Raw genomic sequence first — 24862 nt, 5'->3', positions numbered from 1 at the left:
TTATTTAAGTCTTTTTATAATCCTAATAAATAGAAAAGCGTAGCGAACAGTAAACTGCCGTAATCCTGCTACAACTACTAGCCTGAGGCGACCGCTTTCAGCTGATTTTCTACTGCTTTACCAACGTACTTTATGGCTATTTTTACGCGTTCCATCATCTTATCCTGTGGACTTTTAGGGCTTGGTACTAGTTTGGCGCAAGCGCAGAGCATTCCTTTCACAAAAGAGCAATTCACCATTGATAAGGATGGTCTTAAGCTCGCCCAACGCGAGCTAGAGTTAGGCGACCACGAAATGGGGGCCGACCCAGCCAGGTTTGGAGCCGCGCTGCCGCACTACCTACGCGCGCAAAAATTCAATCCTAAGAACGCCCTGCTCAATGCGAAGATTGGTGAATGCTACTTGCACTCTGCTACGAAGCAGGAAGCCCTACCCTACCTACAGCGCGCCCAGCAGCTCGATGCCAAAGCCGAGCCTCGGCTACACTACCTACTAGCCCGCGCCCTGCACCTAGGGGGGCAGTGGGAAGCTGCCATTAAGGAGTATGAGCAAGCGCGCCCAGTGGCCGCCGAGGCCACCAGCGATGACGTGGCCGTAACCACCGACGACCTAGCCCGCTGCGTGCGCGAGTGCCACCGCGGCCAGCAGATGCAGGCTCACCCTGTGCGCGTGAAGCTCGAAAATGTTGGCCCAAACATCAACTCGGCCATGTCGGACTACGCGCCGCTCATCTCAGCCGATGAATCGGTGCTGCTATTGACCTCGCGCCGGGCAGGCTCGACGGGTGGCCAGCTCGATGCAGAAGGTGACGGCATGCTGGAAGACATTTACCAAAGCGACTGGACTGGCTCGGGCTGGAGCCCCGCCCGCAACCTAGGCGCCCCCGTCAACACCGCCCACCACGACGCAACCGTGGGCCTTTCGGCCGACGGGCAGCACCTACTGGTGTACATGGAAGATAATGAGGGCGATATCTACGAATCGGACCTGATAGGCAACGCCTGGAGCAAGCCCAAGAACCTAGGCGCCCGCCTCAATACGAAGTATCATGAATCTGCGGCTTGCTACTCGCCCGATGGCAAGTATCTGTATTTTGTGAGCGACCGGCCCGAGGGCAACCGCGGTGGCCGCGACATCTACCGCTTAGAACTCGATGCCCGCACGCCGGCCGAGAACCTAGGCCCAGTTATCAACTCGCCCTACGACGAGGAAGGCGTCTTTATGCACCCCGATGGCAAGACGCTTTACTTCTCCTCCAAAGGCCATGACTCAATGGGCGGCTACGATATTTTTAAGTCGACCCTCAACGCGAAGGGCCAATGGAGCGAGCCCGAAAACCTAGGCTGGCCCATCAATACCCCCGACGATGACGTTTATTTCGTAATGTCGGCCTCAGGCCAGCATGGCTATTACTCTTCTGACCAGCCGGGCGGCCTAGGTGGTAAGGATATTTACCGCGTCACGTTCCTGGGTCCCGAGCCAGCACCGGCAGCCATAGCCGCCAAGACCCCAACCAAGCCTAAACCCGGCGCGCCTGCTGCCCTAGGTGCTAAGGCTCCGACTGCTCCCGCTAAACCCGCAGCGGTGCCTGCCCTAACGGCCGCCACCCTGGCGCACGTGACGGTACTGAAAGGCATGGTAACGGATGCTGTGAGCAAAAAACCGCTTGCCGCGACTATCGAAGTAATTGATAATTCGAAGGGGGAAGTTATCGCCACTTACCAGTCGAATGCGGCCACGGGTCGCTACCTCATCAGCTTGCCATCGGGCCTGAACTACGGCGTGGCGGTGCGCCAGCCCGGCTACTTGCTTTACTCCGAGAATGTAAACCTGGCGGCCAATGCTCCCTACGCCGAGCGGCAGCAGGATGTAGCCCTAAACCGGCCCACGCTTGGCTCTATCGTGGAGCTGCGCAATATTTTCTTTGCTCCAGCCCAGGCCGATTTGCGCCCCGAAAGTGCCGCCGAGCTTATCCGCTTGCAGCAATTGCTGACCGAGCAGCCGACTCTACGCCTAGAGCTCAGTGGCCAAGGTGATGCCGACGCCAGCGCAGACCTGCGCCAGCAGCGCGCCGAAGCCATCTTGGCTTACTTAACCAGCCACGGCATTGCGCGCGCACGCCTCAGCACGGCGGCCCTCGGGCAGCCGGTGGCATCGGTGGCCAGCACACCGCAGCCGACGAGTGGGCCCACTGCTTTTCGAGTAGTAGCTACGGCCGCTAATTAGGCGGAACTAGTAATGCTCAGCAACAAATAGACTGCACTGAACGAGCAAACCCACCCACTGGGCTTGCTCACTAGCTCTTCCTCAGAGCACTTGGCTAATTTGCAGACCTAGATAAGATGGCTGGCAATAGGCCAGCGCCTGGCTCGTGCGCGTTTGTTCTGTAGTTGTTGTACTTACTACCCGTCTTCGCTGGTTGGCGGCGGTGTTCTGCCTGCTTGTGCTGGGCGGGCCCGCGCGTGCCACGCCGCTGCCGGCGCCCCACGCATTCGTGCGCCAGTTTGGGCCCGCCGATGGCCTTAGCCAGACGTTTATTTACTGCCTCTTACAAGACCGGCAAGGCTACCTGTGGCTAGGTACCGCCGAGGGCTTAGTGCGGTATGATGGCGCTCGCTTTGTCACGCTCACCACCCACGATGGCCTTGCCGAAGACTTCGTAACCGGCCTATGGGAAGAGCCTAGTACTGGCCGCTTGTGGGTGGCGCATCGCGAGGGAGGGCGCTCGCTACGTGCCACTCCGGGTGCCAATTTCCAAGCCGTAGCGGCTACGGTAGCCCTGCCCCAGGGCTGGCGCCCACCAGCCCCCGGCCCCCCGGCGCCCGACACGGCACGCCTGCGTGCCTATCTGCGCCGCTACCCGCTGCCGCTGCCCGCCGATGTCACCCCGAGCTGCCTGCTCGAAGACCGGGATGGCAATGCCTGGCTGGGCACCTCCGGCCAGGGCCTGTGGCGGCATAGCGACCGGTTCGTGACCCTAGTACCGCTGCCTACTAACTATGCTGCGGCGGGCACTACGCTAGCACCAGCGCTCCTGGCCGGCGCGGCTACGGCTATTTGGGGAGCGGCAGGCTCGCGCTTTTTCCTGCTTGATAACCCTGTGCATACGCTGGCCAGCGCCGGCAGTAGTGGCCTGCTAGCAGCACCAGTACGCACCTTTTTGCCCCGGCCGGCCGCTCTAGGAGGGGGCGTGTGGGAAGGCCGGGAACAAGGGGGCGTGTGGACGGCCGCTAAACCCGGCGCCCCAGCTGCCCGAGTGCTGGGCTTGCCACCGGGACTAGCAGTAGCGGCCCTGGCATACGCGCCAGGGTCGGGGCTATGGGTGGGCACCGTGGCCGATGGCATCTATTACCTGCCGCTGTCGAGCAGTGGGGTGGCTTCGCTACCCGCCGTGCATTTCACGACAGCCAACGGCCTGCTGCACAATCAGATTTACGCGCTACTAGCCGACCGCACCGGCCGTGTGTGGATAGGTACGCACGGCACTGGCCTCTCGGCTTGGGAACCGAGGAGCCGCCGCTTTCGGCATTACCGAGTGCACGCCAGTGGCTTGGCAGTCAATACCCTGAGCGAAGACAACCTAGGCACCATTTGGGTGGGCACCGAGGGTCAGGGGCTTTACTACCTACCTGCAGGCGCTAGTCGGTTCTCTAATTCAGGAACGGGGCCTGCTGGCTCATTCGACGATTATACCCTAGCTATGGCGCCCCTAGGTGAGTACTTGCTGCTGGTGCACCCGCAAGCACTCACCTTGCTTGATACCCGGCGGCGCACGGGGCGCTCCATTCGCCTTTTAGCCCGCAATTTCCTGCCTGCTGCAGCAGTGTTAAATGGGCGCCAGCCTACTGCCTGGGTAGCCACCCAAGCCGGACTACTCCGCCTAGATGTGCAGGCGCTGCTAGCCTGGTTTGCGCGCACGGCAGCCTCACCTAGCTTGGCCCTCACCGGCGCCGAAGTAGACGGTGAAAGCCGTTTGCCCACCGCTATCGGCGAGCTTTCGGCGCAGCAGCACCGCGTCAGCTTCACTTTTCAAGGTCTGAGCTTAGCGGCAGGTGATGCCCCATTGCTCTACCAATACCGGTTACACGGTCTTTCTACCGATTGGAGCCGCCCTAGCCCAGCAGGCGAGGCCCAATTTGTAGGCTTGGGCGCAGGTAGCTACTTACTCGAGGTGCGAGCTCGCTACGCCAGCCCAGCCGCCACTGCCTGGAGCCCGGTGGTTAGCACTCCTTTTAGCATCGCCACGCCGTGGTGGCAGCAGCCCTGGGTACTGGCCCTAGGGGCGCTGGCCGTGCTGAGCGGGGCTGTGCTAGTGGTGCGGGGCCGCGAGCGCCTGCTGCGCCACCAGCGCGCCCACCTCGAGCGCACGGTACGCCAGCGCACCAGCGAGCTTCGCCAAAAAAACGCGCACATCGAGCAAATGAACGGGGAGCTACTCGTGGCCCGCGATGCGGCCGAGGCCTCGCGCCGGGCTAAAGCCCAATTTCTGGCCAATATGAGCCACGAAATTCGCACCCCAATGAACGCCGTTATTGGCCTCACCAACCTGCTTCAAAATACGCAGCCTACCCGCGAGCAAGCTGAGTATCTCACGGCCATCGGCTCCTCGTCACAGAACTTGCTGGTCATTCTTAATGATATTCTGGACTCCTCTAAAATGGAGGCCGGCAAGCTGACGCTGGAGCAGATTCCCTTCCGCCTACCCGATGCGGTACGCCGCCTCAGCACTATGTTTCGCTACGCGGCCGATAGCAAAGGCTTACAGCTAACGATAGAGGTAGCGCCCGAAGTACCCGCCGCTGTACTCGGCGACCCTACCCGCCTGCAGCAAGTACTGATAAACCTAGTCAGTAACGCGCTAAAGTTTACACGCCAGGGCAGCGTGTCAGTGCAAGTCAATCTTGCAGTGCCCCCCGCCCCCGATGCCTCACACGTGGCGCTGCGCTTTGCGGTGCAAGACACTGGCATTGGTATCGCCGCCACGAAGCTCAACGCCATCTTCGAAGACTTTTCGCAGGCTAACGCTAGCACTACTCGCGAGTTTGGGGGCACAGGCCTGGGCTTGAGCATCGCCCGCAATCTAGTGCAGTTGCATGGTGGCCAGCTAAGCGTGCGTAGCACCGAAGGCGTAGGCTCAGAATTCTTTTTTGAGCTCACCTACCCCATCGCCGATGCCACGCTGGCGCAGCCCGAGGTGCACACGGGTCCGCTACCGGCCTTCGAGCCCATGCTGCGCGTGTTGGTGGCCGAAGACAACGAGCTAAACCAATTGGTAGCGCGCAAAACTCTGGAAAACTGGAACGTGCACGTCGTCATTGCCGCCAATGGGCGCCTGGCTGTAGAGCAAGCCACCCAAGCCGCCGAACCCTTCGACGCCGTGCTGATGGATGTGCAGATGCCTGAACTCGATGGCTACGCAGCCACCCGGGCCCTGCGCGAGTTTTTCCCCGACGAGCGGCGCCTGCCCATTATTGGTCTCACAGCCTCGGTGCTGCCCGAAGACCGTGGCCTGGCCCTATCCGCTGGTATGAACGATACGCTCGCCAAGCCCTTCGACCCTGCCTTGCTACATGCACGGTTGGCCTACTTCACTGGCCGGCAGCCCACAGCCTCTACCGATGCGGTAGCAACGCAATCCAACTTAGGCGAACCTGCAGCTGTCCCCCTTCCTATACTGCGCCCCGATTGGCAGCTACTCGAAGAACTGGCCTGTGGCAACGAGGCTTTTATTAAGCAGATTGTCAATACTTTTTTGAGCGAAGCACCCTCTTTAGAAGAGGTCCTAACCGCGGCTTTTCCCCACGATGCCGATAAGCTCGCGCAGGTAGCGCATAAGCTCAAGGGCCAAGTAGCTTATTTCGGGGTGCCGGTGCTTCATACTCAGCTAGATGAGCTAGAGCGCAGTGCCCGCCGCGCCGATTGCCAGCACTGCGAGCCATTGCTCCTCGCCATTCGGCAGCAGCTAGGGCAGCTTTATCCGCACCTAGAAGAACGCGCTTAGCCTATGCAGCCCACTAGGTGCTCTTAATCAGGAGCTACTTACCGTCTACACCATAACTTCACTTTTACTTCGTAAAAGATTACGCTTTTTGTAGCTAACACATAGCAACACACATTAAATTTATACAATTTTTCGCCTCTACTTAACAGCCTTTATAAACCATCCGTATTACTATGCCTACTACGCTACCAGAGCCTGCTCCCATCCTTCCTCCCCTGCGCTGTTTAGTAGTGGACGATGACCCTTTGTCGGTACAAATAGTGCTGAACTGCATTGCCAACACCCCCTTTCTGCAAGCCGTTGGCTCGTGCAGCAGTGGCATGGAAGCCGCTGAGGTACTGCGCACTCAAGCCGAACCTATAGATGTGCTTTTCTTAGACATTGAGATGCCCTTGATGTCAGGACTCGACCTACTGCGCCTGCAAGCTGAGCTACCACAGGTCGTACTCATCACCAGTAGCGACCACTACGCGGTACAAGCGTTCGAATTCGCGGTTGCTGACTATCTGCTCAAGCCATTGTCCTATCCGCGCTTTTTGCAAGCTGCTCAGAAAGTTCTTGAAAATATCACGGCCGAGCGGACGGCTGAGCCTGATACGCTGAGCCCCACGCCTACTTCGACAACGGAACCCGACTTCACGTTTGTGAAAATGGATACCAAACTAGTGCGGGTTGATTTTCGAGAGGTGCAATACGTAGAGGCCCTAGGTGACTACGTACACATCGTCACGACCCAAAGCAAGTTGATAGTGTACAGCACGATGCGGGCCATTGAAGAGAAGTTTCCTCCCTCGCAATTCCTGCGCGTCCATCGCTCCTTTATTGCGAATATTAACTGCATCCAAGCGCTGGAAGACAACTCTCTGCTAGTCAGAGACAAATATATCCCTGTGGGCCAGACCTACTTGCGCAACGTCTTGCAGCGGCTCAATCGCCTCTAAGCATACTTATCCTAACGGCTTTATTTGCCTGCTCGCTAGCCGGGTTAGGGCCACAGTAGGGCGGCTATTTTTATCCTATATATGCGTTTTTTTCGTGTTTTGGTGTGTGCCGCGGCTCTTGGGGCCAGCACTTGGCATGCGGCCCACGCCCAGTCGGCCGCTGCCGACTGTGGCCCGCCCTTACTGCCACAGCTATGCGTCGATTTTGACGCGAGCCGCTCTGTTGATGCCGCCGCGGGCAATCTAGTATACCGCTGGCACATGGGCGACAGCACCACGCTCAGCGGTTTCACTATCAACCATTGCTACAAGCGGCGGGCCCGCTACCAAGTAGTGCTTGATGTCGAGGTCTCCGCGACGGGCGAAGTGCGCCGGGCCGAAAAGACCTTTGAGGTGGACCTAGTAACGCAGCCCGTTATCAACTTTAGCTTCCCGGCTACCACCGTGCACGTGGGTCAGGCTATTGCCTTTGATGCCTTAGACTCGGGCCTACCCACGTGCCAGAACATTGCTTATATCTGGGATTTTCGCGATGGCACCACCCAGCAGGGCCATCGCATAGAGCATACTTTTCGCCGGGCGGGCCGCTACGCGGTGCGCCTGAGCCTGCGCGGCTATGGCCCCGGCGATTGTGCCGATAGCCACTGTGCCACTCGCGAAGTAGTAGTGGTACCCTAGGGTCATTCCGGCGCTCCACTACGCAGAATATCCAAGACGAGCGTCCACACTTGCTCGTAGGGAATGATTTCAATTTCGGCATCGGCCTCGCCCACCATTGGGGCTTGGCTTAGCTGCGCTAGTAGGTTTTGCCCCCGCTTCGCCAGTGCAGTGGGGTCAAACTCGCCCTCAGGCAGCAGCAGCAACAAGCGCAGCAGCAGCCGGCTACGTAAGGTGGCTGCATCGCGCAGGTGGCGCTGCTGGTATTTGCGCAGGCGCTCGAGGCGCGTCAGTACTGGCTCTAGCGACCGCTGCCGCAAGTAGTGAAGCAGCTGAAAAACAAGAATGGCCACATTATAGCCACGCTTATCGCGGGCGTATTCAGGCACGGTTAGCGCGGCAAATATGGCTAGTTGGTTGCGGCGACGCAGGGGTATTTTATCGGGCGGCTGCACAAACTCTACATAGGCTTGTAGCAAACCCCACCGCTCTTGCGCTGCTGGGCGCTGCTTTGAGAGCGAAGGGTTTTTATGCACGGTATGTAGCAGCAGCAATGCTTTGTCGTATTCGCCAGCGTGCAACGCAAGTAAAATGTAGTGCTCGTAATAGTAAAACCAGTTGTTGGAGGTAGGGTGCAAATTGGCGGCGTACTCTTCAGCAAGCTTCAGCCCTGCCGTGTACTGGCGCCCCCGTAAGTGCGCGTACACGCTCATAAACTGATTAAACCGCTGGTCAAAGCGACGCTCATTAAGCTTACCCTTACGCAGCATCTGTGTGGCAGCCGTAGTCGAACGTATTATTTCGTTATAGTCACCCGCGAGCCCAGCCTGCACCAAGCGCAGTCGGTAGAGCGTTAGAAAAGTGGTGAAAGTTTTAGCTTTCTGATGCAGCAGCTGCGCTTTTTCTAGGTGCGCCGCCATCTTAGGCAGTAGTGCCTGCCGCACTGCTACAGGCCGCCGCATGGTGAGGCTGATTTGCGTAGCTAGCTCCTCCGACTCGTGTTCGTAAGCCAGAATTTGACGCAGCTTGTGCAGTTTTTTGGTGGCAGCCGTGTATTTATGCTGCTGCCGCTGCCCAGCATATAGCGTGCATAATCGGTGGCAAGCCTGCTCAGCATAGTTAATAAACTCGCCTTTTTCGGCCGCCCGCAAGCAGCGCCTCAGCAGGCGCTCGCTGAGTACGTACTCTCCTTCTAGGTACAGGATAGTTACTTTGTGCAGCAAGTCAAGGCATTCTAACTCGTAGCGACGAGCAACGAAAAGTCGCGTGTCAGAGTGGTCGAGAAAGAAAAGATGATTCAGCAGCTTGTCCTGCACCCTGACGCGTAGTCGCAGAAAGGCTGTTTGGTTAGCGCTTGTGTGCTTGCCATACAGTTGCTTAACGAGGCCTAGGGCTGTTACATTTACGTCTGCCGCTAGCAACGTAGCCAGTTGTACTTCTTTGCCTGGCTGCTTCCCATTCAAATCGAGCAAGGGCTCATTTTTGAGGCGGCGCAATGTCACAATTCGGGCCAGATTTGCGATTTCCTTCATAGGAAAAGCGTGTTAATAGGCTAATAGCGCAGTATCGCGTTCATAATTACCCTAAAAGTAGCACGCAAAAAAAGAAGTAAAATGTCCTTGCTGACTTTAGACCCAAACAGGAATTTTGTAATATGGAAAAGTGTGATTTCTTCCTCGAAGCGATGTCACAATTTCCACTTTTTTTTGCAAAAAATGGGTTCAACTGTAGCGCTTTTATTGCAGTGCATCATCTACATTTGCGGCACTGCCTATAATGAGTTATAAAAAATCTTATTTAAAACATTGTCTTGTTTTCTGTAAGACTGTCCTTTAAGGAGGCTCCTGGGTAGCGGAATTTTGTCACAGTTAATCACCGCAACAATTTCACAACCCTCTTAACATCTCTACCATGTTTGACCTCTTTATCATCGCCCTGATTCAGTTCGCTACCCTCACTGGCGATGCACCTGCTACTAAAATCGGCGGCAGCGGCTGGGAGAACGACGCTACTTCGACCCAAATTGGCGGTAGCGGCTGGGAAAATGATGCCACTTCGAGCAAAATCGGCGGCAGCGGCTGGGAAAATGATGCTACCTCGAGCAAAATCGGCGGCAGCGGCTGGGAGAACGACTAAGCGTCGTTAGCCGATAGTTTCTTAACTTGCTGGTGTTGCTATTTCACCGCGCAGTTAAATGAAATATCTTTGGTTTAGTTGGGTACTAGTACTTGGTAGTAGTTCATGCTCCTTACCAGCTAAGCAACAAGCAGGTACCACGGTGAATATTCGCTGGAATCGCGACCCAGAGAATTTGTCACCACTAGCCCAGCCTAACCAAAATGCAGTTGACGCCGCCACATTGCTCCACTGCAGCTTGCTACAAGTCGACTTGTCAACGGGGACTTATTCGCCAGCATTAGCTGACTCTTTGCCCCGAACTCGCCTGCTAGGTGACTCGCTTACGCACTTGCAGTACCAGCTGCGCCGCGCCGCAAGCTGGGACAATGGCCGCCCAGTGCTAGCTACCGATGTAGCCTTCACGCTGAAGCTAATTTTTTGCCCTGGCTTGCCCAATGAAAAGGCTCGGGCTCCACTTGGGTTCATTCGCGACATCAAGCTTGACCCCACCAACCCACGTCGTTTTACACTAGTGTGCCGTGGGCAAGCGCCGGAATTTAGCTTTGAGTCTGGTGATTTTGCCATCGTACCAGAAGACGCCCTGGACCCTACACATAGCCTGCGCAAGTTTTCGGTGGCGAGCGTGGCCACAGCTAATGCTACTGAGCCCACATTAGCTGCCTTAGTAACTCGCTACCAGCAAGCCGACCTAGGCAGGAACCCTAAGCGGCTGCCTGGCTGCGGGCCTTATAAGCTGGCCAAGTGGAAAACCAATCAATACCTGACCTTCGAGCGCAAGACGCACTGGTGGGCCGATAACTTGCGCCCAGCACCATTTGTGCTACAGGCTAAGCCAGCCAAGCTGCACTTCCGTATCATTGCGGATGATGCGACGGCCGCCCTAGCGCTACGGCGCCACGAGCTAGATGTGCTGCCTCAGGTATCAGCACGCGATTTTAAGCGCTTGCAGGAGTCCTCGGCTGCTCGGCAAAGCTTCGCATTCTACTCTACTGTTTCTTACGAGGTTGTAACCGCTGGCTTCAATACGCGCCGCCCCCTGCTGCGCGACTCGCTTACGCGCCAAGCCTTGAGCAAGCTGTTTGCCCCCGCCCGCTTGCTACAAGCTACGCAGCTAGGCCAGGGCCAGCGCACGGTGGGCTTGGTGCACCCCGGCGACCGTCGCTATTACGCTAGTAATCTGCCGCTGCCCGCCTATAATTTGCCGCAAGCCCAAACCCTGTTGCAACGCGCAGGCTGGACGCAGCAAGCCACTGGCTGGACGCGCTCAGCTGTGGGCAGCCAGGCCGAACGCCTAGCCCTGATGCTACGCTACCGCACCGACGAGCCGACCTTCCAAACCATTGCCCTGCAGTTTAAGGCGGCGGCTGCGCTGCTCAATATCCCTGTAGAGTTGCGGCCTACTGAAAGTTCGTTGCTGACGACTGCCCTCCGCGAGGGTAACTTTGACATGTATATACGCATCCAAAAGGGGAATCCTTTTGCGTTTGACTATGCGGCCATGCTGCATTCGCGTAACGCTAAGGAAGGGAACTTCACCAAATTTGGGACGCCAGCTACCGACCGGCTCATCGAAGCAGTGGCCACTGCCGAAACGCCGGTCCAAAAGCGCCAGTTGCTGTATCGCTTCCAAGTAATGCTACAGCAGCAGGCACCACTTGTGCCTCTCTTTTTCTTGTCTTACCGCTTGGTAGCCGACCGGCGCTTACAAAACTTGTATCCGTCGGCACTCAGGCCTGGTTATAGTGCGCCAACCATAACGTGGGCTGCTAACGCAGCACCCGCACTGGCGCAGCAATGACACTCCTAGGGCGCTGGCTAGTGGCGCAAGTGGGGCGAGCTGCCCTGGCCGCCTGGGCTATTGCCTCGCTAGTGTTTCTACTAAGCCGCCTTGACTCTGCCAAAGCTACTGACTTATTACTAAGCGAAGTAGATAGTCTCAATAGCACGGCGTTGCGAACCGATACAGACGCTACTCAGCGCCAAGCTCGCCAAGCCATCAAACAGCGCCTCGGCTTAGAAGCACCTCTTTTTTACGTCACGCGCACCCAGCAAGTGGGGGTAGTAAAGTGGCACTGGCATGGTTTGCACAACCAATACCACCAGTGGCTTGTGGGGCTATTACATGGTCAGCTAGGGCTTTCCTTTCGCGACGGTCAGCCCATCGGGCCGCGCTGGCGCGCTGCCTTAGCCTACACGCTACCCCTCACGGGGCTAGCCACCCTAGGCGCCATCGCTGGAGCATTGCTGCTGGGGTTAACACTAGCAGGCGGGCCTTCAGCGCCGGCGCTTTCTGGCTGGCGAGCAGGACTACATACACTGCTGACGGGGCTGCAAGCGCTACCACTTTTTGCATTAGCCCTGGGCCTGTTGTTTACCCTCGCCAATCCTGACATGCTCAACATCTTGCCGGCCTACGCGGGCTCGGCTGATACCGACGAGTTGTGGGACCAACAAGCCCTGCGGCTGGTGCTACCCGTGCTAGCGCTAGTGCTGGCCGTATTGCCTGAGCTAGCGCTGCTACTGGCACACACTCTTCGCCACGAGCTAGGCAGTGATTATGCCACCACGGCTCGCGCCAAGGGACTGAGCAACCGCCAACTGCTGCAGAAACATGCCTTGCCCAACGCCATCTTACCGCTGCTGACCGCTTTTGCGGGCCTGCTGCCAACCCTAGTAGCGGGGGCTGTAGTTGTAGAAAAGATTTTTTCTGTACCTGGTACTGGTCGCCTGTTGGCCGAAGCTGTAGCGATGCACGACTACCCAGTGGTAGTAGCTGGTGTATTACTCACAGCGTTGGCCCGGCTGCTCGCATTGGCCTTAGCTGATGCGCTGTACGCCTGGGCCGACCCGCGCATTCGCCTGCTGTCATGAGCCAGCCCGTTTTTCGTGCTCGCGCCACTGGTTTTTGGTTTGGGGTGAGCTGGCTCTTACTGGTGTTAGGTGGAGGCCTACTGGCTCCATGGCTACCATTAGTGTTTCCGCCCGCTGTGCCCGACTTGCAACACATAGCCGAAGCACCCTTGTGGGCCAGCAGCCCTACGCACTGGCTGGGCACCGACCTACAAGGCCGCGATGTGCTCACCGAATTGCTTTATGGAGCTTGGCAAGTAGTTAGTGTCAGCCTACCTGCAACTTTATTAGCAACAATAGTTGGGGCACTGACTGGGGGGGCAGCAGGCTTCTGGGGCAATAAAGGCCTGCGCGTGTCGTGGGCCGGCTGGCTTGCTGGGGCAGCTGCGGGCTGGTGGGCCTTGGCACTGCCTGGCCGGGGACCGTGTTCGCTAGCACTGGTAGGCTTAGCAGGGCTTGCCTGGTGGTACCAGCGCTCGCACGCTGCTAAGCCAAGTGGTTGGCCGTTACCCCTCGACAGTCTGTTTCAAAGTGCACTCACGCTGCTAGGTGCCGTACCCCGCCTCGTGCTGGTGTTGGTCTTTGCGGCCGGCCCCGCCCTAGGTACTGTGCAGCTAGTAGTGCTGCTGGTGCTGGTGGCCTGGCCCGAGCCAGCCAGCCAAGTGCGTGCTCAAATGCTACGCGTGCGTGAGCTATCCTTTGTAGATGCGGCACGGGCGGCGGGCCTAGCCCCTACGCGCGTGTGGTACCGGCACGCACTACCGCACGCGTGCCGACCGCTGCTGGCTACCGCGCCGCTCAGCCTAGCCGGCCTCATCGGCTTAGAGAGTACGCTGGCCTTTCTAGGAGTCGGGCGGCCCCCCGATGTACCTAGCTGGGGAAATTTGCTCGGTGCGCTGCAACAGGAACCGAGCGCTTGGTGGATACTGGCCAGTGCAGGTGGCACTTTGGTTTTGACACTGCTGGCCTTACAACAGTTAGCGCAGCAGCTAGGAAAACGCAGGTAAGCCCATATTTTATGTGCTGTTTGAGGGAGAAAACGCAAGCCTTTGAGCTCGCTTGATGTCGCGTTTTTATTCTTTTTCGTCAAATAGGGCTGTTATCAAATTGCATCAAACACAACTCACTATAATAGCAACATATTGTTTTTTTGCCTATTACACGTAACAACTGCTGTGCTAGCCAAAAATATTTTGTTCTTTTATATAATTTTTACCTGGCTACATTCAGCATCTTCGATGTCGTAGAAAAAACAGGTTTGTCCTTTAACTAGCTTAAGCAACGCCCTAAAATTGTATTAGAATTTGAGTCCCCATCTATGGGCTTACCGGTTCTACTGCCTTATTTCTGCCGTTGCCATGAGTACTACTTTTTGCTTCAACCAAGCGCTATCGCAAGCCAGTGGGCTCGTAGAGGATTTTTCCTACCTCTCGGCCGAGCGCGACTTCATGACGCCCGACGGCCGCTTAGTACCCCGCGAACTTGGTGAGGCAGCTCTGCGCCAGCGCACAGCACTGCTCGTTGGTGGGCTGCTAGTGGGCTTTTGGCCTACACAAATCTGATTTTCAGTTAATTAAATATACAGGATAGCAAGCCTTACTGGCGCTGTCCTTATTACAGTGTTGCATACAACGTCCAGTATAGCGTGTCCTTTTATTAAAAAGCGGAAGGTTTATAGCTGAAAAACCCGTTGGCTCTGCCAACGGGTTTTTTTCTTGCTTCCTAGGTGCCTCTACTTGCTTTGTTGCGCCAGCAAGGCGATGCCTTCCATAAAACTACGGGGCTGGTAACCTAGCTCACGCTCAGCTTTTTCAATAATAAATCCTGTGCGCGGCGGGCGCTTGGCCGGCTGCGTGAAAGTAGATGCATCAACCTGTTCTAGCAGGGCGGCATCTAGCTCAAAAAAGGCTGCTACCTGCTGCGCCATTTGGTAGGGGGTCAATAGCTCGTGCCCACTAAGGTGGTAAATGCCCTGGGCGCTGTGCAGGGCCAGTAGCCAGCAGCCAAGGGCTAGGTCTTCGGCTAGCGTAGGCGTACGCCACTGGTCAGATACCACTTTTATTTTCTGGTTTTTACGTAGCGAATCGCGCACCCAAAGTACGATATTACTACGCCCTCCGCCGTGCACGGTGCCATATACCAATACGGTGCGGGCAATGGCCCAGCGCAGGCCGGGTGTAGCTCGCACTATGCGCTCGGCGGCTAGCTTGCTTGCGCCATAGTGGCTGATGGGGTCGGGGGTGGCCTCCTCGGTCAGCGGCCCAACTAATCCATTGAAAATAAAGTCAGTGCTGAGGTGAATAAGGTGAATATCTAGTTCGGCGCAAGTGCTGGCTAGGTACTCTACAGCTGTCACATTTTGAGTCCAGCAAGCGTCTTGATTCAGCTCGCACTCGTCTACCTGCGTCATGGCAGCCGTGTGGATGAGGTGCGTGGGCTGCTCCTGCACAAGCACTTGGCGCACTTGCACAGCATCAGTTACATCGAGGGGCACAAAGCGCACGTCGGGGTATAAGTCGGCCAGCCGATTGGTACCACGGGCAGTAGCCACCACAGTCACCTGAGACTGCTGGCGCAGTAGGGCTACCAGCTTTTGGCCCAGTAGGCCATTCGCACCGGTTATCAGAATTTTCATGGGTGTAGAAGGATCTAGGCCGACCAAGACTAATAAGCGTAGCCGTACAGCTGCGTGATTTTCTTTTTGCGAAGCCGCTCTACCTTCATCGTCATTTTCAGGTCGCTGAGTGGCCGGTCGCGGCCGTCCTTGGGCAAGGCAGCTATTCTGTCAATAACCTCTTGCCCCTGAATAACCTGCCCAAATACCGTGTACTGACCATCCAGAAAATGCGTGCCTTGGTGGTTTTCTACTAAGTAAAACTGGCTGCTGCTGCTGGCCCGCTGCGGATTTACAAAGTCGCCCTGCCGGGCGGCAGCCACGGCACCGTAGTCGTGCTTGTGGCCCGCCGTCAGTTCGGCCGGTATTGTTGGCTCGTTAGCCGGGCCCTGGCCGTCGTTGTTAGGGTCGCTGTCCTTCGAGTTTGGGTCGCCGCCTTGCACCATAAACTGCGGAATGACGCGGTGAAAAGTCGTGCCGTTATAAAAGCCCGCCTTGGCTTTGCGCAGAAAGTTGGCGCGGTGCAAGGGCGTATCGCCGAACAGGATAAGCCGAATATCACCTAGGCTGGTCGTAATTGTCACTACCTCATCTTTCTTGCTTTTGAGTGCAGGCTTACTCGCCCAGCTAGGCAAACTGAGCAGCCAACAGAAAATAAGCAGGGAACGAAGCAAGTAGTTATTCATAGCTAAACCAAACAAATTCAACCTTCTACATATATAAGGAGCACTAATAGCGGAGCCTATAGGTCGCCCCGCTGCTCGCGGATGCTGGCCAAGATAGCCGTTCCGCCATGCCCTAGCACATACTCAGCCACAGCCATACCAAGGCCCTCGGCCTGCGCGATGGGAGCAGTTTGGGTGAAGTCGATGTACTCCTCCCCGCTCAGGCTGATAAGGCCGCCGTGCAGCGTGATATCGCCCGCGTCGGAGAGGGTAGCGAGCGCGAAGGATGGGATGCTACAGCCGCCTTCCATGGTACGCAAGAAGGCGCGCTCGGCGAGCAGGCAACGGTGCGTGGCCGGGTGGTCTAGAGCCTTTACTATTCTTTCTTTCAGGCTACTATCAAGAAAGCGCGAGCTCTCGACCGCGATGCTACCCTGGCCCACAGGCGGTACAAACTGGTCGGTGGGTAGCACGTGCCGAATAAGGCCATCGTAGCCCATGCGATGCACACCAGCATAGGCCAACACTAGGGCATCATACTGGCCCTCTTCGAGCTTGCGCAGGCGGGTTTGGAGATTACCGCGGGCCTCGGCCGTGGTAGCCTGTGGGTAAAAGCGGCGCAGCAGTGCCCGGCGGCGCGTGCTGCTGGTACCAAGCACAATGCCCGGCTTGGCAATGTCAAAATCTTCCTTGAAGCTGATAACTACATCGTTGACTTGCTCACGCTCTAAAAAGGCGAGTAGCTCTAGGTCGGGCGGAATGCTGCTTTGCACATCCTTAGCCGAGTGAATGGCGAGGTGCGTGTCGCCGCGGCGCAAGCTTTCTTCGAGCTCTTCGGTAAAGACGCCTTTGGCTCCGATTTTAGCCAGCGAGCGGTCGAGCACCTGGTCGCCGGTAGTTTGCATGGGCACGATTTCGGTAGGCAGGCCGGCCTGATTGAGTAGACTGGCCACGTGCTCGGTTTGCCAGAGGGCAAGGCGGGAAGCCCGGGTAGCGAGGCGAATGGGAGTGTCGGACATACGAGGTACTATTCGGGCGGGCCAGGCAGCAGAAGTTAGCTAAACGACACGCTTGAACAAAGCCAAACACGGCGCCCCGCTCAAAGGTTAGTCTTTGGGTAACAATAAGGAATGAACGCGCAGTCCGTGTACCGGATTGTATTCCAGCGACGGCGCGGGGATTTTAAAGAATTGACCAGCACTTAGTAGCGGCTGGGCCCCGCTGGTACGGATGCCCGGCAGCTGTGCTAGGGTGATATCGGGCGAGAGATAAAACTGGCGGTAACGCTTGAACTTTACTTCGTTGCCGGCTGCATCAAAATAGGGCGGGTTGGCGTGGCCGCCTGTCATGCCGCTAGCGCTGTAGCCTAGGTCCAGGTTGAGCCAGCGCGGAAACGACGGGCCCACCGGCAGCACCGAAGCCATATTGAACGACAGCCAGTACTGCTGGCCATTGTAGTCTTTTAGCATTTGGTTGCCAGCGCTGTGCCCTAGCAGACTGGGCCGGTAAGCGGGATAAATGCTCTGGCGCCAGCCGTAGCGCAGGCTGGCTTTTTGCTCGCCAAAGCCATACTGCTGCCCCATGAAGAGCGCCACGCCAGTGAGATTGGCCACCATGTCGCCCTTCGAAAAGCCCCATCCTTCGGAACGCCCATCAAATACCTCAATCGTAGTTTGATAGAGCAGTGCGATGAGCCCGCCCGTAAGCACTGCCGCTCGCTCGTTGACCCCGCTCCAGCGAAACAGCTCATACTCGCCGCGGCTGATGGCGTAGCTTGTAGTAGCGTGGCCTATTTTGTCCATTTGCAGCCACTCGCCATTGTCGTTGAAGCTGTGGAAAGGCACTCGCTTGGTGTACCAGGTTTTACCTAAGAAGTAGGTAGTCAAGGCGTATACTATCGCTGTACCCGCTACCACCCCAATAAAGCGGCCCTGGTGAATACCAGTGTCGGCGGGGGGCCTAGGGTCGGGGCCAACCACCTGCGCTCGCACGGTGCCTAGGGGTAGGCTGACAAGTAGCAGAAGGCAGGTGGGGCGGCGCATAGCTGCAAAAGTACCGTGGACACTGCGAGTCTGCGCGGCGGTGGGCCGCTAGGTGCGGCACCCATAGGTTAATTGGGTGGCACAACTCAGCTGTCTGCAGGCAGACCCGCTAGGGTCATAGTACAGCTTATGCCCGGCGCAGTTGCTGGCCCATGCGGAGCGACGCATCCACGAATACCATGCGCGGGTTAGCATTGCGCTCGATGTGGTAGTGGGCGGTGTTGAGCTCTTCGGTGAGCTGGTCAGCGTTGCGCGGCGTCACAAACTTGCTGAACCCCTGCACAAACTGCTGCTCGCCGCTGGCTAAGTGGGGCACCAGCTGCGGGTCGAGGCCGAAGAGCAGCACCCGACGCAGCAGCCCAAGCGAGAAGCTGAGCTGCTCTTTCTGGTTTTCGCGGCCCATCTTCTGAAATTCATCAGCCAGCGCCATTACTTCGGTCATTTTCGACCCGTAGCACTTGCGCATCCACTTGATAAAGAAGTCGGCATAGTCGTGGTCGGCGCTTTTCTCACGGCTGGCAATAGCGGCCCCTAGGTTGCCCTCGGCCAGCTGCGCTACCTGGCGCGCTTTTACTTCGGGCACGTGGTAATGCTCAGCAACATAGGTGGCAATATCGTCTTCCGAAAAAGGACGTACTGCCACCGGCTGCACTCGGCTCAAAATGGTGGGCAGCAGCCGCTCGGGCTCGTGGCTGACCAGCAGAAAAATAGTAGCGGGTGGCGGCTCCTCTAGCAGCTTGAGCACGGCGTTGGCGGCCGCGGGGTGCATCAGTTCGGGCAGCCAAATAATTACAATCTTAAACTTGGCCTCGAAAGCCTTGAGCGATACCAGCTTGAGCAATAAGCCGGCTTCTTCTTTCGAGATGCTGCCCTGTTTGTTTTCGGCCCCGATGTGCTGCATCCAGTCGTTGAACCCCTGGTAAGGATTCTCGCCCAAGAAAGTGCGCCACTCAGCCGCAAACTTGGCGCTGGTAGCATCCTTAGGTACCGATTTGGTAGTAGTGGTGGGTAAAATGAAGTTGAGGTCTGGATGGGCAAGCTTGCCCATCTTCAGGCACGCCGGGCAATGGCCACAGCTGTCGGCGGCGGTATCGGTGCGGTCCTCGCAGTTGAGATACTGCGCGTAGGCCAGCGCCAACGCTAGCGCGGCCGAGCCCTCGCTGCCGCGGAAGAGCTGAGCGTGCGCCACGTGCCCGCGCTGCACCGATTGGCGCAGGACTTCCTTGAGGGCAACTTGATTGGGAATGTCTTGAAACTGCACGAAAACTATATTAGCTCTGAATTAGATGACAGACAAAAGATAAAGCCTTCTTATTCTGTCATGCTGACGCAGGAGGCATTTTGAGTGCTGTAATACTTAGCAGCCAGTCAATGAGCAGAACGAGGTACTACCTTTTATCAGCTGTATGACTGCACACGCAACGTTTGAGTCTCAATTTCGGCTTACTTGGCCTTATCCCACACCCGGTCGCCCTCGGTCTGCCGAAACACCTCAGCCATTAGCGCTTCTTCGGCCTCATCGTACCCTAGGCCGCGCCGCGAGAGCACCCGCTCGGCTACCTCCGCGAACTTGGGGAGGCGGAATGTTTCGAACCCTGCGGGCCCGCCCCAGCTAAAGGACGGAATGAACTGGCGCGGGAAACCTGCCCCAAAAATATTGGCCCCTACCCCTACCACCGTGCCGGTGTTGAACATGGTATTGATGCCAGCTTTGCTGTGGTCGCCCATCATCAGGCCGCAGAAGGTTTGGCCGGTATCCACGAAGCGGTGAGCGGTGTGGCTCCACACTTTCACGGGGGCGTAGTTGTTCTTGAGGTTGCTGGTGTTGGTGTCGGCCCCTAGGTTGCACCACTCGCCGATAACTGAATTGCCGAGGTAGCCTTCGTGCCCCTTGTTGCTGTAGCCCATCAAGATGCTATTACCTACCTCGCCGCCTACTTTGCAGTAAGGCCCTATTGTATTGTCGCCGCGTAGTTTGGCGCCTACGTTCACGTGGCTGCCTTCGCCCACAGCCAGCGGCCCTTTCAGGACGGCGCCTTCGTGCACCTGCACGTTTTTGCCTAGGTAGATGGGGCCATTCTCGGCGTTGAGGATGGCGGCGCGAATCTTTACCCCCTCCTCAATAAAGATATTCTGGGGCGCGTACACGATGGTGTGCGCGTCGCCGACGGGCTGCGAGGTACGGCCCTGCGTGAGCAGCGCAAAATCGCGCCGGATTTCAGCGCCGTTGCGCAGAAACAGGTGCCAAGGCCGGCTGATAACGGTCACGGGCTCGGCCACTTGCTTTTGCTCGTTTAGGCCATCCTGGATGAGCTCGGCTATCTGGCTGGCATCGGCGAGGTGCGCGGCCACCAGCACTTCATCGCAGTAGAGGCCCTGGCCGGGACCTAGGGCCCGCACCTGCCGCACCAGCAGGTCGTCGGGGCACACGGCGCCATTGATGACTAGCGCTGCGCCAGCTACTTCACCCGCCGGAAACTTGGCCTGTAGATACGGCTGCGTGAGGTAGCCTACGGTCGGCACCTCTAGGTGGCGCTGCCACTTTTCCGCTAGCGTGAGAATGCCGCAGCGTAGTGCTGCCACGGGCCGGGTAAACGTAAAGGGTAATAGATGCGGCCGAATGGCCGGGTCGTCAAATAACAGAACGTGCATAGTATTAAGCTATTAGCAAGTAGCTGCCGGCTACTTGCTACGGCGGCGGCGCGAAAGTACAACTTGACTGGCTGGGCCAAATGACAAGGGCTCCTTTCAGCTAAACCGAAAGGAGCCCTTACTAAAAAGCTAACAGCTTGTAGCCAGCAGCCAACAGCCCAGAAAAAGACTAGCCTTTGTTGGCGCTGCTCTGGCTCTTGTTGGCGTAGCGGCTGCGGAATTTCTCCACGCGGCCAGCCGTGTCAATGAACATGTTCTTGCCGGTGTAGAAGGGGTGCGAAGCACTGCTCACTTCGATTTTAATCACCGGATAGGTGTTACCGTCTTCCCACTGAATCGTCTCGGCCGACGTCATGGTGGAGCGGGTCAAAAATTTGAAGTCCGACGAGGTGTCTTGAAAAACTACCTGGCGGTACTCGGGATGGGTTTCCTTTTTCATATCGAGAGGGCCGTTTTACCTAATTAAACCCTGCCGGTTTTGCGGAAGGGACTGCAAAAGTACGCATTAACCGCCGAAAAGTCAACGCTTCGCACCGATTTGATACCTAGCAGCCTAAGCTACAAAACCGCACCAAGCCCCTAGCGCCGCGCCAGAAGCCAGCCGCAACGCTGCTTAGCTTATATTTGAGTACCGGCCGCTTTGGCGGCTGGCCCTCCCTGTGCACTATTACTATGTACTTCGTAGGCTTTCTGGCGGGCGGTTTCGTCCCCGACGAGACGGGCCACTTGCCTTGAGTGGAGCCGGAGTGCTGCTGGCCGCTGCCCTACTTTGGAAGGCAGCTACACCGGGCAGTGCTAGCTTACACTTAACTTGGAACGCACCTAGGGTATCACTTAGCAGCCCTCTCACTTTCAGACATTACGATGCCGCTAAAGCTGACTTTAAAACACCAGCTTCTGCTAGTAGCACACAGTCTGTTCCTGATTTTTTTGGTTATAGTGCGGCAGTGGGGCTGCCCGGCGGCAAGGCTGGCGAATTAGGGGCGCCGCGGCACGCAGCCGATTCTACCGCGCCAAGTGGGCTTACGACTAGCTTATACCGCTATTGGTGCATTATTAAGCTCGGGTTTCGTTAGGTGAGGGCAGTGTGATGGATTTTGCTGGGGCCTTTTGTAGCACTTTTGTCTTGTGACCGCGCCAGGCCAGCGCGGTTTTTTATTTTCTGTGCCCTCTCTTATTTTTTGCTTATGCGCCTCTGCTTTGCTTCCAACAACGCTCACAAGCTTGATGAGATTCGCCCGTTACTGCCGCCCACCGTACAGCTGCTAAGCCTAGCTGATATCGGCTGCCACGAGGAACTGCCTGAGACCCAGCCCACACTCGAGGGCAACGCTCGCCAAAAGGCCCAGTACGTGTTTGACAACTATGGCGTAGCCTGCTTTGCCGACGACACGGGCCTCGAAGTAGACGCCCTAGGAGGCGAACCTGGTGTGTACTCGGCTCGCTACGCCGGCCCCCAGCGCGAAGCTGCCGACAACGTGGCCAAACTGCTGCACGAGCTGGCCACCCAGCCTCAGCGGGAAGCGCGCTTTCGCACGGTCATCGCGCTGGTGTTGGAAGGCGGTCACGTGCACGAGTTCAGCGGCGAGATAGCCGGCGCTATTGCGCGAGCGCCCATTGGGGGGCGCGGCTTCGGCTACGACCCCGTGTTTATTCCGGCCGAAGGTGATGGCCGCACTTTCGCCGAGATGACGCTGGCGGAGAAGAACATGCTTAGCCACCGGGCGCGGGCGGTAGATGGGCTCGTTCGCTTTCTACAAGCAAAGATTGACGATTAGCCTAGCCATGTTATTACAAAAAAAGCCCGGCCTGAAAGCCGGGCTTTTTTTTTCTACTGGCACCTAGGTACTTACTTAGCCTGGCTGAAAAGCTGACTCAAGGTAGCTTGCAGCTTATCGCCGCGCAGATTCACGGCCACGATTTTACCGTTTGGGTCAAGCAGGAAGTTTTGCGGAATGGCCTGCACGCCATACTCTTTGGCTACATCGTTTTGCCAAAACTTCAGGTCTGATACTTGGTGCCAGGCTAGGCCGTCTTTTTCGATGGCCTTGAGCCAGGCCTCACGGCCGTTTTCGCGGTCTAGCGACACACCTAGTACGGTGAACCCCTTGTCCTTATAGGCGGTGTAGGCCTTCACCACATTGGGGTTTTCTTGGCGGCAGGGGCCGCACCAGCTCGCCCAAAAGTCAATGAGCACGTACTGCCCGCGCAGCGACGACAACGTCAATGGTTTGCCGTCGGGCGTGTTCTGGGTAAAGTCGGGGGCGGTAGCTCCCACGGCCACGCGTTCGAGCTGCTTGATTTTGTCAGCGATGCGCTGGCCTTGCGGAGTGGCCCGCAACCTAGGCGAAAGCGCCGCAAAGCGCGTAGCGTAGTTTTTGGCCTCGGGGGCATAACCCACAGCCTGCGGCAGCAAAAATAAATTGAAGGGGTCGTCGGGGTGAGCCGTGAGGTAGGCGTACTTGATTTCGCGCTGCGCTTCCTCATTGGCATCGGCGCGGGCTTCTATCTTGTCTAGCGCGGCAGCCTCCAGGTTCGCGTTGCGGCCCGCTACATACTCGCGCATCAGCGCTTTATATTCTTTATCCAGCGGCTTGAGTTGCGTTTGCAATTGAGCAGCCGACGTATTGAGTGCCGAGCCTTTAATGGCGACTTTGCTTGCCGAGTCGGGCGTAGTGAGCTTGAGGGTGCCCGGCTCTAAATAAAGAGGCGCCATATCGCGCGACTTGGCTAGTGACGTACCACTGTGGCTCAGCGTGAGGTAGGCTGCTACCGGTGTGGCTAGCGCCCCCTGAAACTGGAACGCGCCGCGCTTCACCACGGCTGAGTCTACCACACGGCGCTCATCGACGGTGTAGCGCAAATAAGCCTTCGTCACCTTGGGGCTGGCTACTTTGCCCTGGAGCACAAATTTTCCGGCTGGGGCCTGCGCTTGCGCCAGTAGTGGCAGCGCTCCTAAGACCGTGAGGAGTAGGTTTTTCATAGAGAAGGGGTTACTATCCTATGCAAGTATAGGGATTAGCCACTAACTCGCGGGTTGCAGTTCTCGGCACCCCGTTAGCAACCCTGCATTAGCCGGCGCCCGTACCTTTGTCCCCCGTTATGCAACATCCTTACCTCGTCGGCATCACGGGCGGCAGCGCCTCCGGCAAAACTACGTTTCTGCGGCGCCTGTTGGCCGCGTTCCCCGAGCGCGACATCTGCCTTATTTCGCAGGACAACTACTACCACCCCCGCGAACAGCAGGAGCGTGATGCCCAAGGCTTTGAGAATTTTGACCTGCCCAGCAGCATCGACTCGGCAGCCTACGCCGCCGATGTAAGCCAACTGCGCGAAGGCCATGAGGTACGGCGCAAGGAGTACACATTCAACAACCCTAACGTGGTGCCGCAGGAACTGGTGTTCCGGCCCGCGCCCATCGTGGTCGTCGAAGGAATATTTGTATTCTATTTCGAAGAAATTGCGAAGCTGCTCGACCTCAAGGTGTACATCGACGCCCAAGAGCACGTGAAGCTGCACCGCCGCATTGTGCGCGACCGCGACGAGCGTGGCTACGGTCTCGATGATGTGCTGTATCGCTACACCAACCACGTGGCGCCAACCTACGAGAAGTATATCCAACCCTTTAAGGATGATGCTGATATCATCATTCCTAATAATCGACATTTCGAGAATGGCCTAGCTGTGCTCACAGGCTTTTTGAAAAGCAAGGTGGCTGAGCAGGCCTAGGGCCTTTCTTTAATAAGTTTTTTTACTGGCTGGCTTCCGGCTCAATTGGTGCCTGTGGCACCCTGCTCAAACTTCAAATAGTCCCCGTGTATAGCAAAGCTGAAGCTGCGCAACTCCGCCAAGCCTTTTGGACCACCTTTGGGCAGTACATGGCCCCGGTGCCTTCGGCCGAGGGCATGCCTACCAACTGGATTAACTACAAAACGGGCCTCAAGCACGTGTACTTCAGGATGCAGGCCGACAACCGCCGCGCTAGCATCGGCATCGAGCTTACGCAGCCCGATGCAGGTGTACGCGAGCTGTTTTTCGAGCAGTTTCAGGAATTAAAAACCATGCTGCACGAGGCCCTAGGCGAGCCTTGGCGCTGGGAGCTGCACGCCACCGACGCCAACGGCTTGCCCCTGAGCCGCATATACACTGAAATGCAGCCCGTCAACCTGTTCAACCGCGACGATTGGCCGACGCTTATTTCGTTTTTCAAGCCACGTATCATGGCGCTCGATGAGTTTTGGAGCGGAGCGCAGTACGCATTTGAAGGACTGCGCGATAGCTAGGTAGCCTGCTTGCTTGGC

General features: G+C 57.2%; 21 protein-coding genes. 12 read left to right on the top strand and 9 right to left on the bottom strand.

What is annotated here, in order from left to right:
* Positions 1–132: 132 nt before the first annotated feature.
* The 4 genes from FNT36_RS13650 (at position 133) to FNT36_RS13635 (ending at position 7620) form a co-directional block, all read left to right on the top strand.
* Positions 133–2226 (top strand): OmpA family protein, encoded by a 2094-nt coding sequence (locus tag FNT36_RS13650; protein WP_144848524.1) that lies wholly within the window; start codon positions 133–135, stop codon positions 2224–2226.
* A gap of 202 nt (positions 2227–2428) precedes the next feature.
* Complete coding sequence (locus FNT36_RS13645) at positions 2429–6001, top strand: hybrid sensor histidine kinase/response regulator (RefSeq protein ID WP_233635897.1); 3573 nt, start codon at positions 2429–2431, stop codon at positions 5999–6001.
* Positions 6002–6174: 173 nt separating this feature from the next.
* Positions 6175–6942 (top strand): LytR/AlgR family response regulator transcription factor, encoded by a 768-nt coding sequence (locus FNT36_RS13640; RefSeq protein WP_144848516.1) that lies wholly within the window; start codon positions 6175–6177, stop codon positions 6940–6942.
* An 81-nt stretch (positions 6943–7023) separates the two neighbouring features.
* A complete protein-coding gene (locus FNT36_RS13635) occupies positions 7024–7620 on the top strand; it encodes a PKD domain-containing protein (protein WP_144848513.1) in 597 nt (198 codons plus the stop codon).
* Between the two features lie 2 nt (positions 7621–7622).
* Here FNT36_RS13635 and FNT36_RS13630 read toward each other — a convergent pair whose 3' ends face one another.
* Positions 7623–9131: a hypothetical protein gene (locus FNT36_RS13630; RefSeq protein ID WP_144848510.1), complete on the bottom strand. Its 1509-nt coding sequence runs from the start codon at positions 9129–9131 to the stop codon at positions 7623–7625.
* Positions 9132–9510: 379 nt separating this feature from the next.
* Here FNT36_RS13630 and FNT36_RS13625 point away from each other — a divergent pair, with 379 nt between their 5' ends.
* From FNT36_RS13625 to FNT36_RS13605, 5 genes are all read left to right on the top strand, one after another.
* Positions 9511–9735, top strand: a complete 225-nt coding sequence (locus tag FNT36_RS13625; protein ID WP_144848507.1) for a hypothetical protein — start codon at positions 9511–9513, stop codon at positions 9733–9735.
* A gap of 58 nt (positions 9736–9793) precedes the next feature.
* Positions 9794–11536 (top strand): ABC transporter substrate-binding protein, encoded by a 1743-nt coding sequence (locus FNT36_RS13620; RefSeq protein ID WP_144848503.1) that lies wholly within the window; start codon positions 9794–9796, stop codon positions 11534–11536.
* A complete protein-coding gene (locus tag FNT36_RS13615) occupies positions 11533–12609 on the top strand; it encodes an ABC transporter permease subunit (protein WP_144848500.1) in 1077 nt (358 codons plus the stop codon). The genes FNT36_RS13620 and FNT36_RS13615 overlap by 4 nt, the downstream gene beginning before the upstream one ends.
* Complete coding sequence (locus FNT36_RS13610; protein ID WP_144848497.1) at positions 12606–13595, top strand: ABC transporter permease; 990 nt, start codon at positions 12606–12608, stop codon at positions 13593–13595. Before FNT36_RS13615 ends, FNT36_RS13610 begins: the two co-directional genes overlap by 4 nt.
* Before the next feature lie 351 nt (positions 13596–13946).
* Positions 13947–14150: a hypothetical protein gene (locus tag FNT36_RS13605; protein ID WP_144848494.1), complete on the top strand. Its 204-nt coding sequence runs from the start codon at positions 13947–13949 to the stop codon at positions 14148–14150.
* A gap of 170 nt (positions 14151–14320) precedes the next feature.
* On the opposite strand, the gene FNT36_RS13600 is transcribed toward FNT36_RS13605, so the two are convergent.
* The 7 genes from FNT36_RS13600 to FNT36_RS13570 form a co-directional block, all read right to left on the bottom strand.
* Entirely contained in the window at positions 14321–15223 is a 903-nt protein-coding gene (locus FNT36_RS13600) for an SDR family oxidoreductase (RefSeq protein WP_144848491.1), read from the bottom strand.
* 29 nt (positions 15224–15252) lie between these two features.
* Positions 15253–15888 carry a peptidylprolyl isomerase gene (locus FNT36_RS13595; RefSeq protein WP_144848488.1) on the bottom strand — a complete coding sequence of 212 codons (636 nt, stop codon included), beginning with the start codon at positions 15886–15888 and terminating at the stop codon, positions 15253–15255.
* Positions 15889–15944: 56 nt separating this feature from the next.
* Entirely contained in the window at positions 15945–16886 is a 942-nt protein-coding gene (gene hemC / locus FNT36_RS13590; RefSeq protein WP_144848485.1) for a hydroxymethylbilane synthase, read from the bottom strand.
* A gap of 87 nt (positions 16887–16973) precedes the next feature.
* Complete coding sequence (locus FNT36_RS13585) at positions 16974–17909, bottom strand: DUF2279 domain-containing protein (protein WP_144848482.1); 936 nt, start codon at positions 17907–17909, stop codon at positions 16974–16976.
* A gap of 127 nt (positions 17910–18036) precedes the next feature.
* Positions 18037–19170: a DNA polymerase III subunit gene (locus tag FNT36_RS13580; RefSeq protein WP_144848479.1), complete on the bottom strand. Its 1134-nt coding sequence runs from the start codon at positions 19168–19170 to the stop codon at positions 18037–18039.
* Positions 19171–19352: 182 nt separating this feature from the next.
* Positions 19353–20561: a GlmU family protein gene (locus FNT36_RS13575; RefSeq protein WP_144848476.1), complete on the bottom strand. Its 1209-nt coding sequence runs from the start codon at positions 20559–20561 to the stop codon at positions 19353–19355.
* Positions 20562–20730: 169 nt separating this feature from the next.
* Positions 20731–21000: a type B 50S ribosomal protein L31 gene (locus FNT36_RS13570; protein ID WP_144848474.1), complete on the bottom strand. Its 270-nt coding sequence runs from the start codon at positions 20998–21000 to the stop codon at positions 20731–20733.
* Between the two features lie 748 nt (positions 21001–21748).
* Here FNT36_RS13570 and rdgB point away from each other — a divergent pair.
* On the top strand, positions 21749–22339 hold the full coding sequence (rdgB, locus tag FNT36_RS13565; protein ID WP_144848472.1) for an RdgB/HAM1 family non-canonical purine NTP pyrophosphatase: 591 nt from the start codon (positions 21749–21751) through the stop codon (positions 22337–22339).
* 71 nt (positions 22340–22410) lie between these two features.
* Here rdgB and FNT36_RS13560 read toward each other — a convergent pair whose 3' ends face one another.
* Entirely contained in the window at positions 22411–23544 is a 1134-nt protein-coding gene (locus FNT36_RS13560; RefSeq protein ID WP_144848470.1) for a TlpA disulfide reductase family protein, read from the bottom strand.
* A gap of 119 nt (positions 23545–23663) precedes the next feature.
* Here FNT36_RS13560 and FNT36_RS13555 point away from each other — a divergent pair, with 119 nt between their 5' ends.
* Together FNT36_RS13555 and FNT36_RS13550 are read left to right on the top strand one after the other, a co-directional pair.
* Entirely contained in the window at positions 23664–24290 is a 627-nt protein-coding gene (locus FNT36_RS13555; protein ID WP_144848468.1) for a uridine kinase family protein, read from the top strand.
* An 86-nt stretch (positions 24291–24376) separates the two neighbouring features.
* On the top strand, positions 24377–24844 hold the full coding sequence (locus FNT36_RS13550) for a DUF4268 domain-containing protein (protein ID WP_233635895.1): 468 nt from the start codon (positions 24377–24379) through the stop codon (positions 24842–24844).
* The last annotated feature ends 18 nt before the right edge of the window (positions 24845–24862 follow it).

The organism is Hymenobacter setariae (assembly GCF_007713685.1).
Lineage (GTDB): Bacteria > Bacteroidota > Bacteroidia > Cytophagales > Hymenobacteraceae > Hymenobacter > Hymenobacter setariae.
Note: the sequence above shows the minus strand (reverse complement) of the source record. Positions and strands in the feature narration are given on the sequence as shown.

What these genes read in the sequence shown, in the direction of transcription:
- FNT36_RS13640 (WP_144848516.1), top strand. Translation starts at nt 6,175, where the DNA reads ATGCCTACTACGCTACCAGAGCCTGCTCCCATCCTTCCTCCCCTGCGC.
- FNT36_RS13610 (WP_144848497.1), top strand. Translation starts at nt 12,606, where the DNA reads ATGAGCCAGCCCGTTTTTCGTGCTCGCGCCACTGGTTTTTGGTTTGGG.
- FNT36_RS13630 (WP_144848510.1), bottom strand. Translation starts at nt 9,131, where the DNA reads ATGAAGGAAATCGCAAATCTGGCCCGAATTGTGACATTGCGCCGCCTC.
- FNT36_RS13650 (WP_144848524.1), top strand. Translation starts at nt 133, where the DNA reads ATGGCTATTTTTACGCGTTCCATCATCTTATCCTGTGGACTTTTAGGG.
- FNT36_RS13600 (WP_144848491.1), bottom strand. Translation starts at nt 15,223, where the DNA reads ATGAAAATTCTGATAACCGGTGCGAATGGCCTACTGGGCCAAAAGCTG.
- FNT36_RS13615 (WP_144848500.1), top strand. Translation starts at nt 11,533, where the DNA reads ATGACACTCCTAGGGCGCTGGCTAGTGGCGCAAGTGGGGCGAGCTGCC.
- FNT36_RS13605 (WP_144848494.1), top strand. Translation starts at nt 13,947, where the DNA reads ATGAGTACTACTTTTTGCTTCAACCAAGCGCTATCGCAAGCCAGTGGG.
- FNT36_RS13560 (WP_144848470.1), bottom strand. Translation starts at nt 23,544, where the DNA reads ATGAAAAACCTACTCCTCACGGTCTTAGGAGCGCTGCCACTACTGGCG.
- FNT36_RS13620 (WP_144848503.1), top strand. Translation starts at nt 9,794, where the DNA reads ATGAAATATCTTTGGTTTAGTTGGGTACTAGTACTTGGTAGTAGTTCA.
- FNT36_RS13570 (WP_144848474.1), bottom strand. Translation starts at nt 21,000, where the DNA reads ATGAAAAAGGAAACCCATCCCGAGTACCGCCAGGTAGTTTTTCAAGAC.
- FNT36_RS13625 (WP_144848507.1), top strand. Translation starts at nt 9,511, where the DNA reads ATGTTTGACCTCTTTATCATCGCCCTGATTCAGTTCGCTACCCTCACT.
- FNT36_RS13585 (WP_144848482.1), bottom strand. Translation starts at nt 17,909, where the DNA reads ATGCGCCGCCCCACCTGCCTTCTGCTACTTGTCAGCCTACCCCTAGGC.
- rdgB (WP_144848472.1), top strand. Translation starts at nt 21,749, where the DNA reads ATGCGCCTCTGCTTTGCTTCCAACAACGCTCACAAGCTTGATGAGATT.
- hemC (WP_144848485.1), bottom strand. Translation starts at nt 16,886, where the DNA reads ATGTCCGACACTCCCATTCGCCTCGCTACCCGGGCTTCCCGCCTTGCC.
- FNT36_RS13595 (WP_144848488.1), bottom strand. Translation starts at nt 15,888, where the DNA reads ATGAATAACTACTTGCTTCGTTCCCTGCTTATTTTCTGTTGGCTGCTC.
- FNT36_RS13635 (WP_144848513.1), top strand. Translation starts at nt 7,024, where the DNA reads ATGCGTTTTTTTCGTGTTTTGGTGTGTGCCGCGGCTCTTGGGGCCAGC.
- FNT36_RS13575 (WP_144848476.1), bottom strand. Translation starts at nt 20,561, where the DNA reads ATGCACGTTCTGTTATTTGACGACCCGGCCATTCGGCCGCATCTATTA.
- FNT36_RS13555 (WP_144848468.1), top strand. Translation starts at nt 23,664, where the DNA reads ATGCAACATCCTTACCTCGTCGGCATCACGGGCGGCAGCGCCTCCGGC.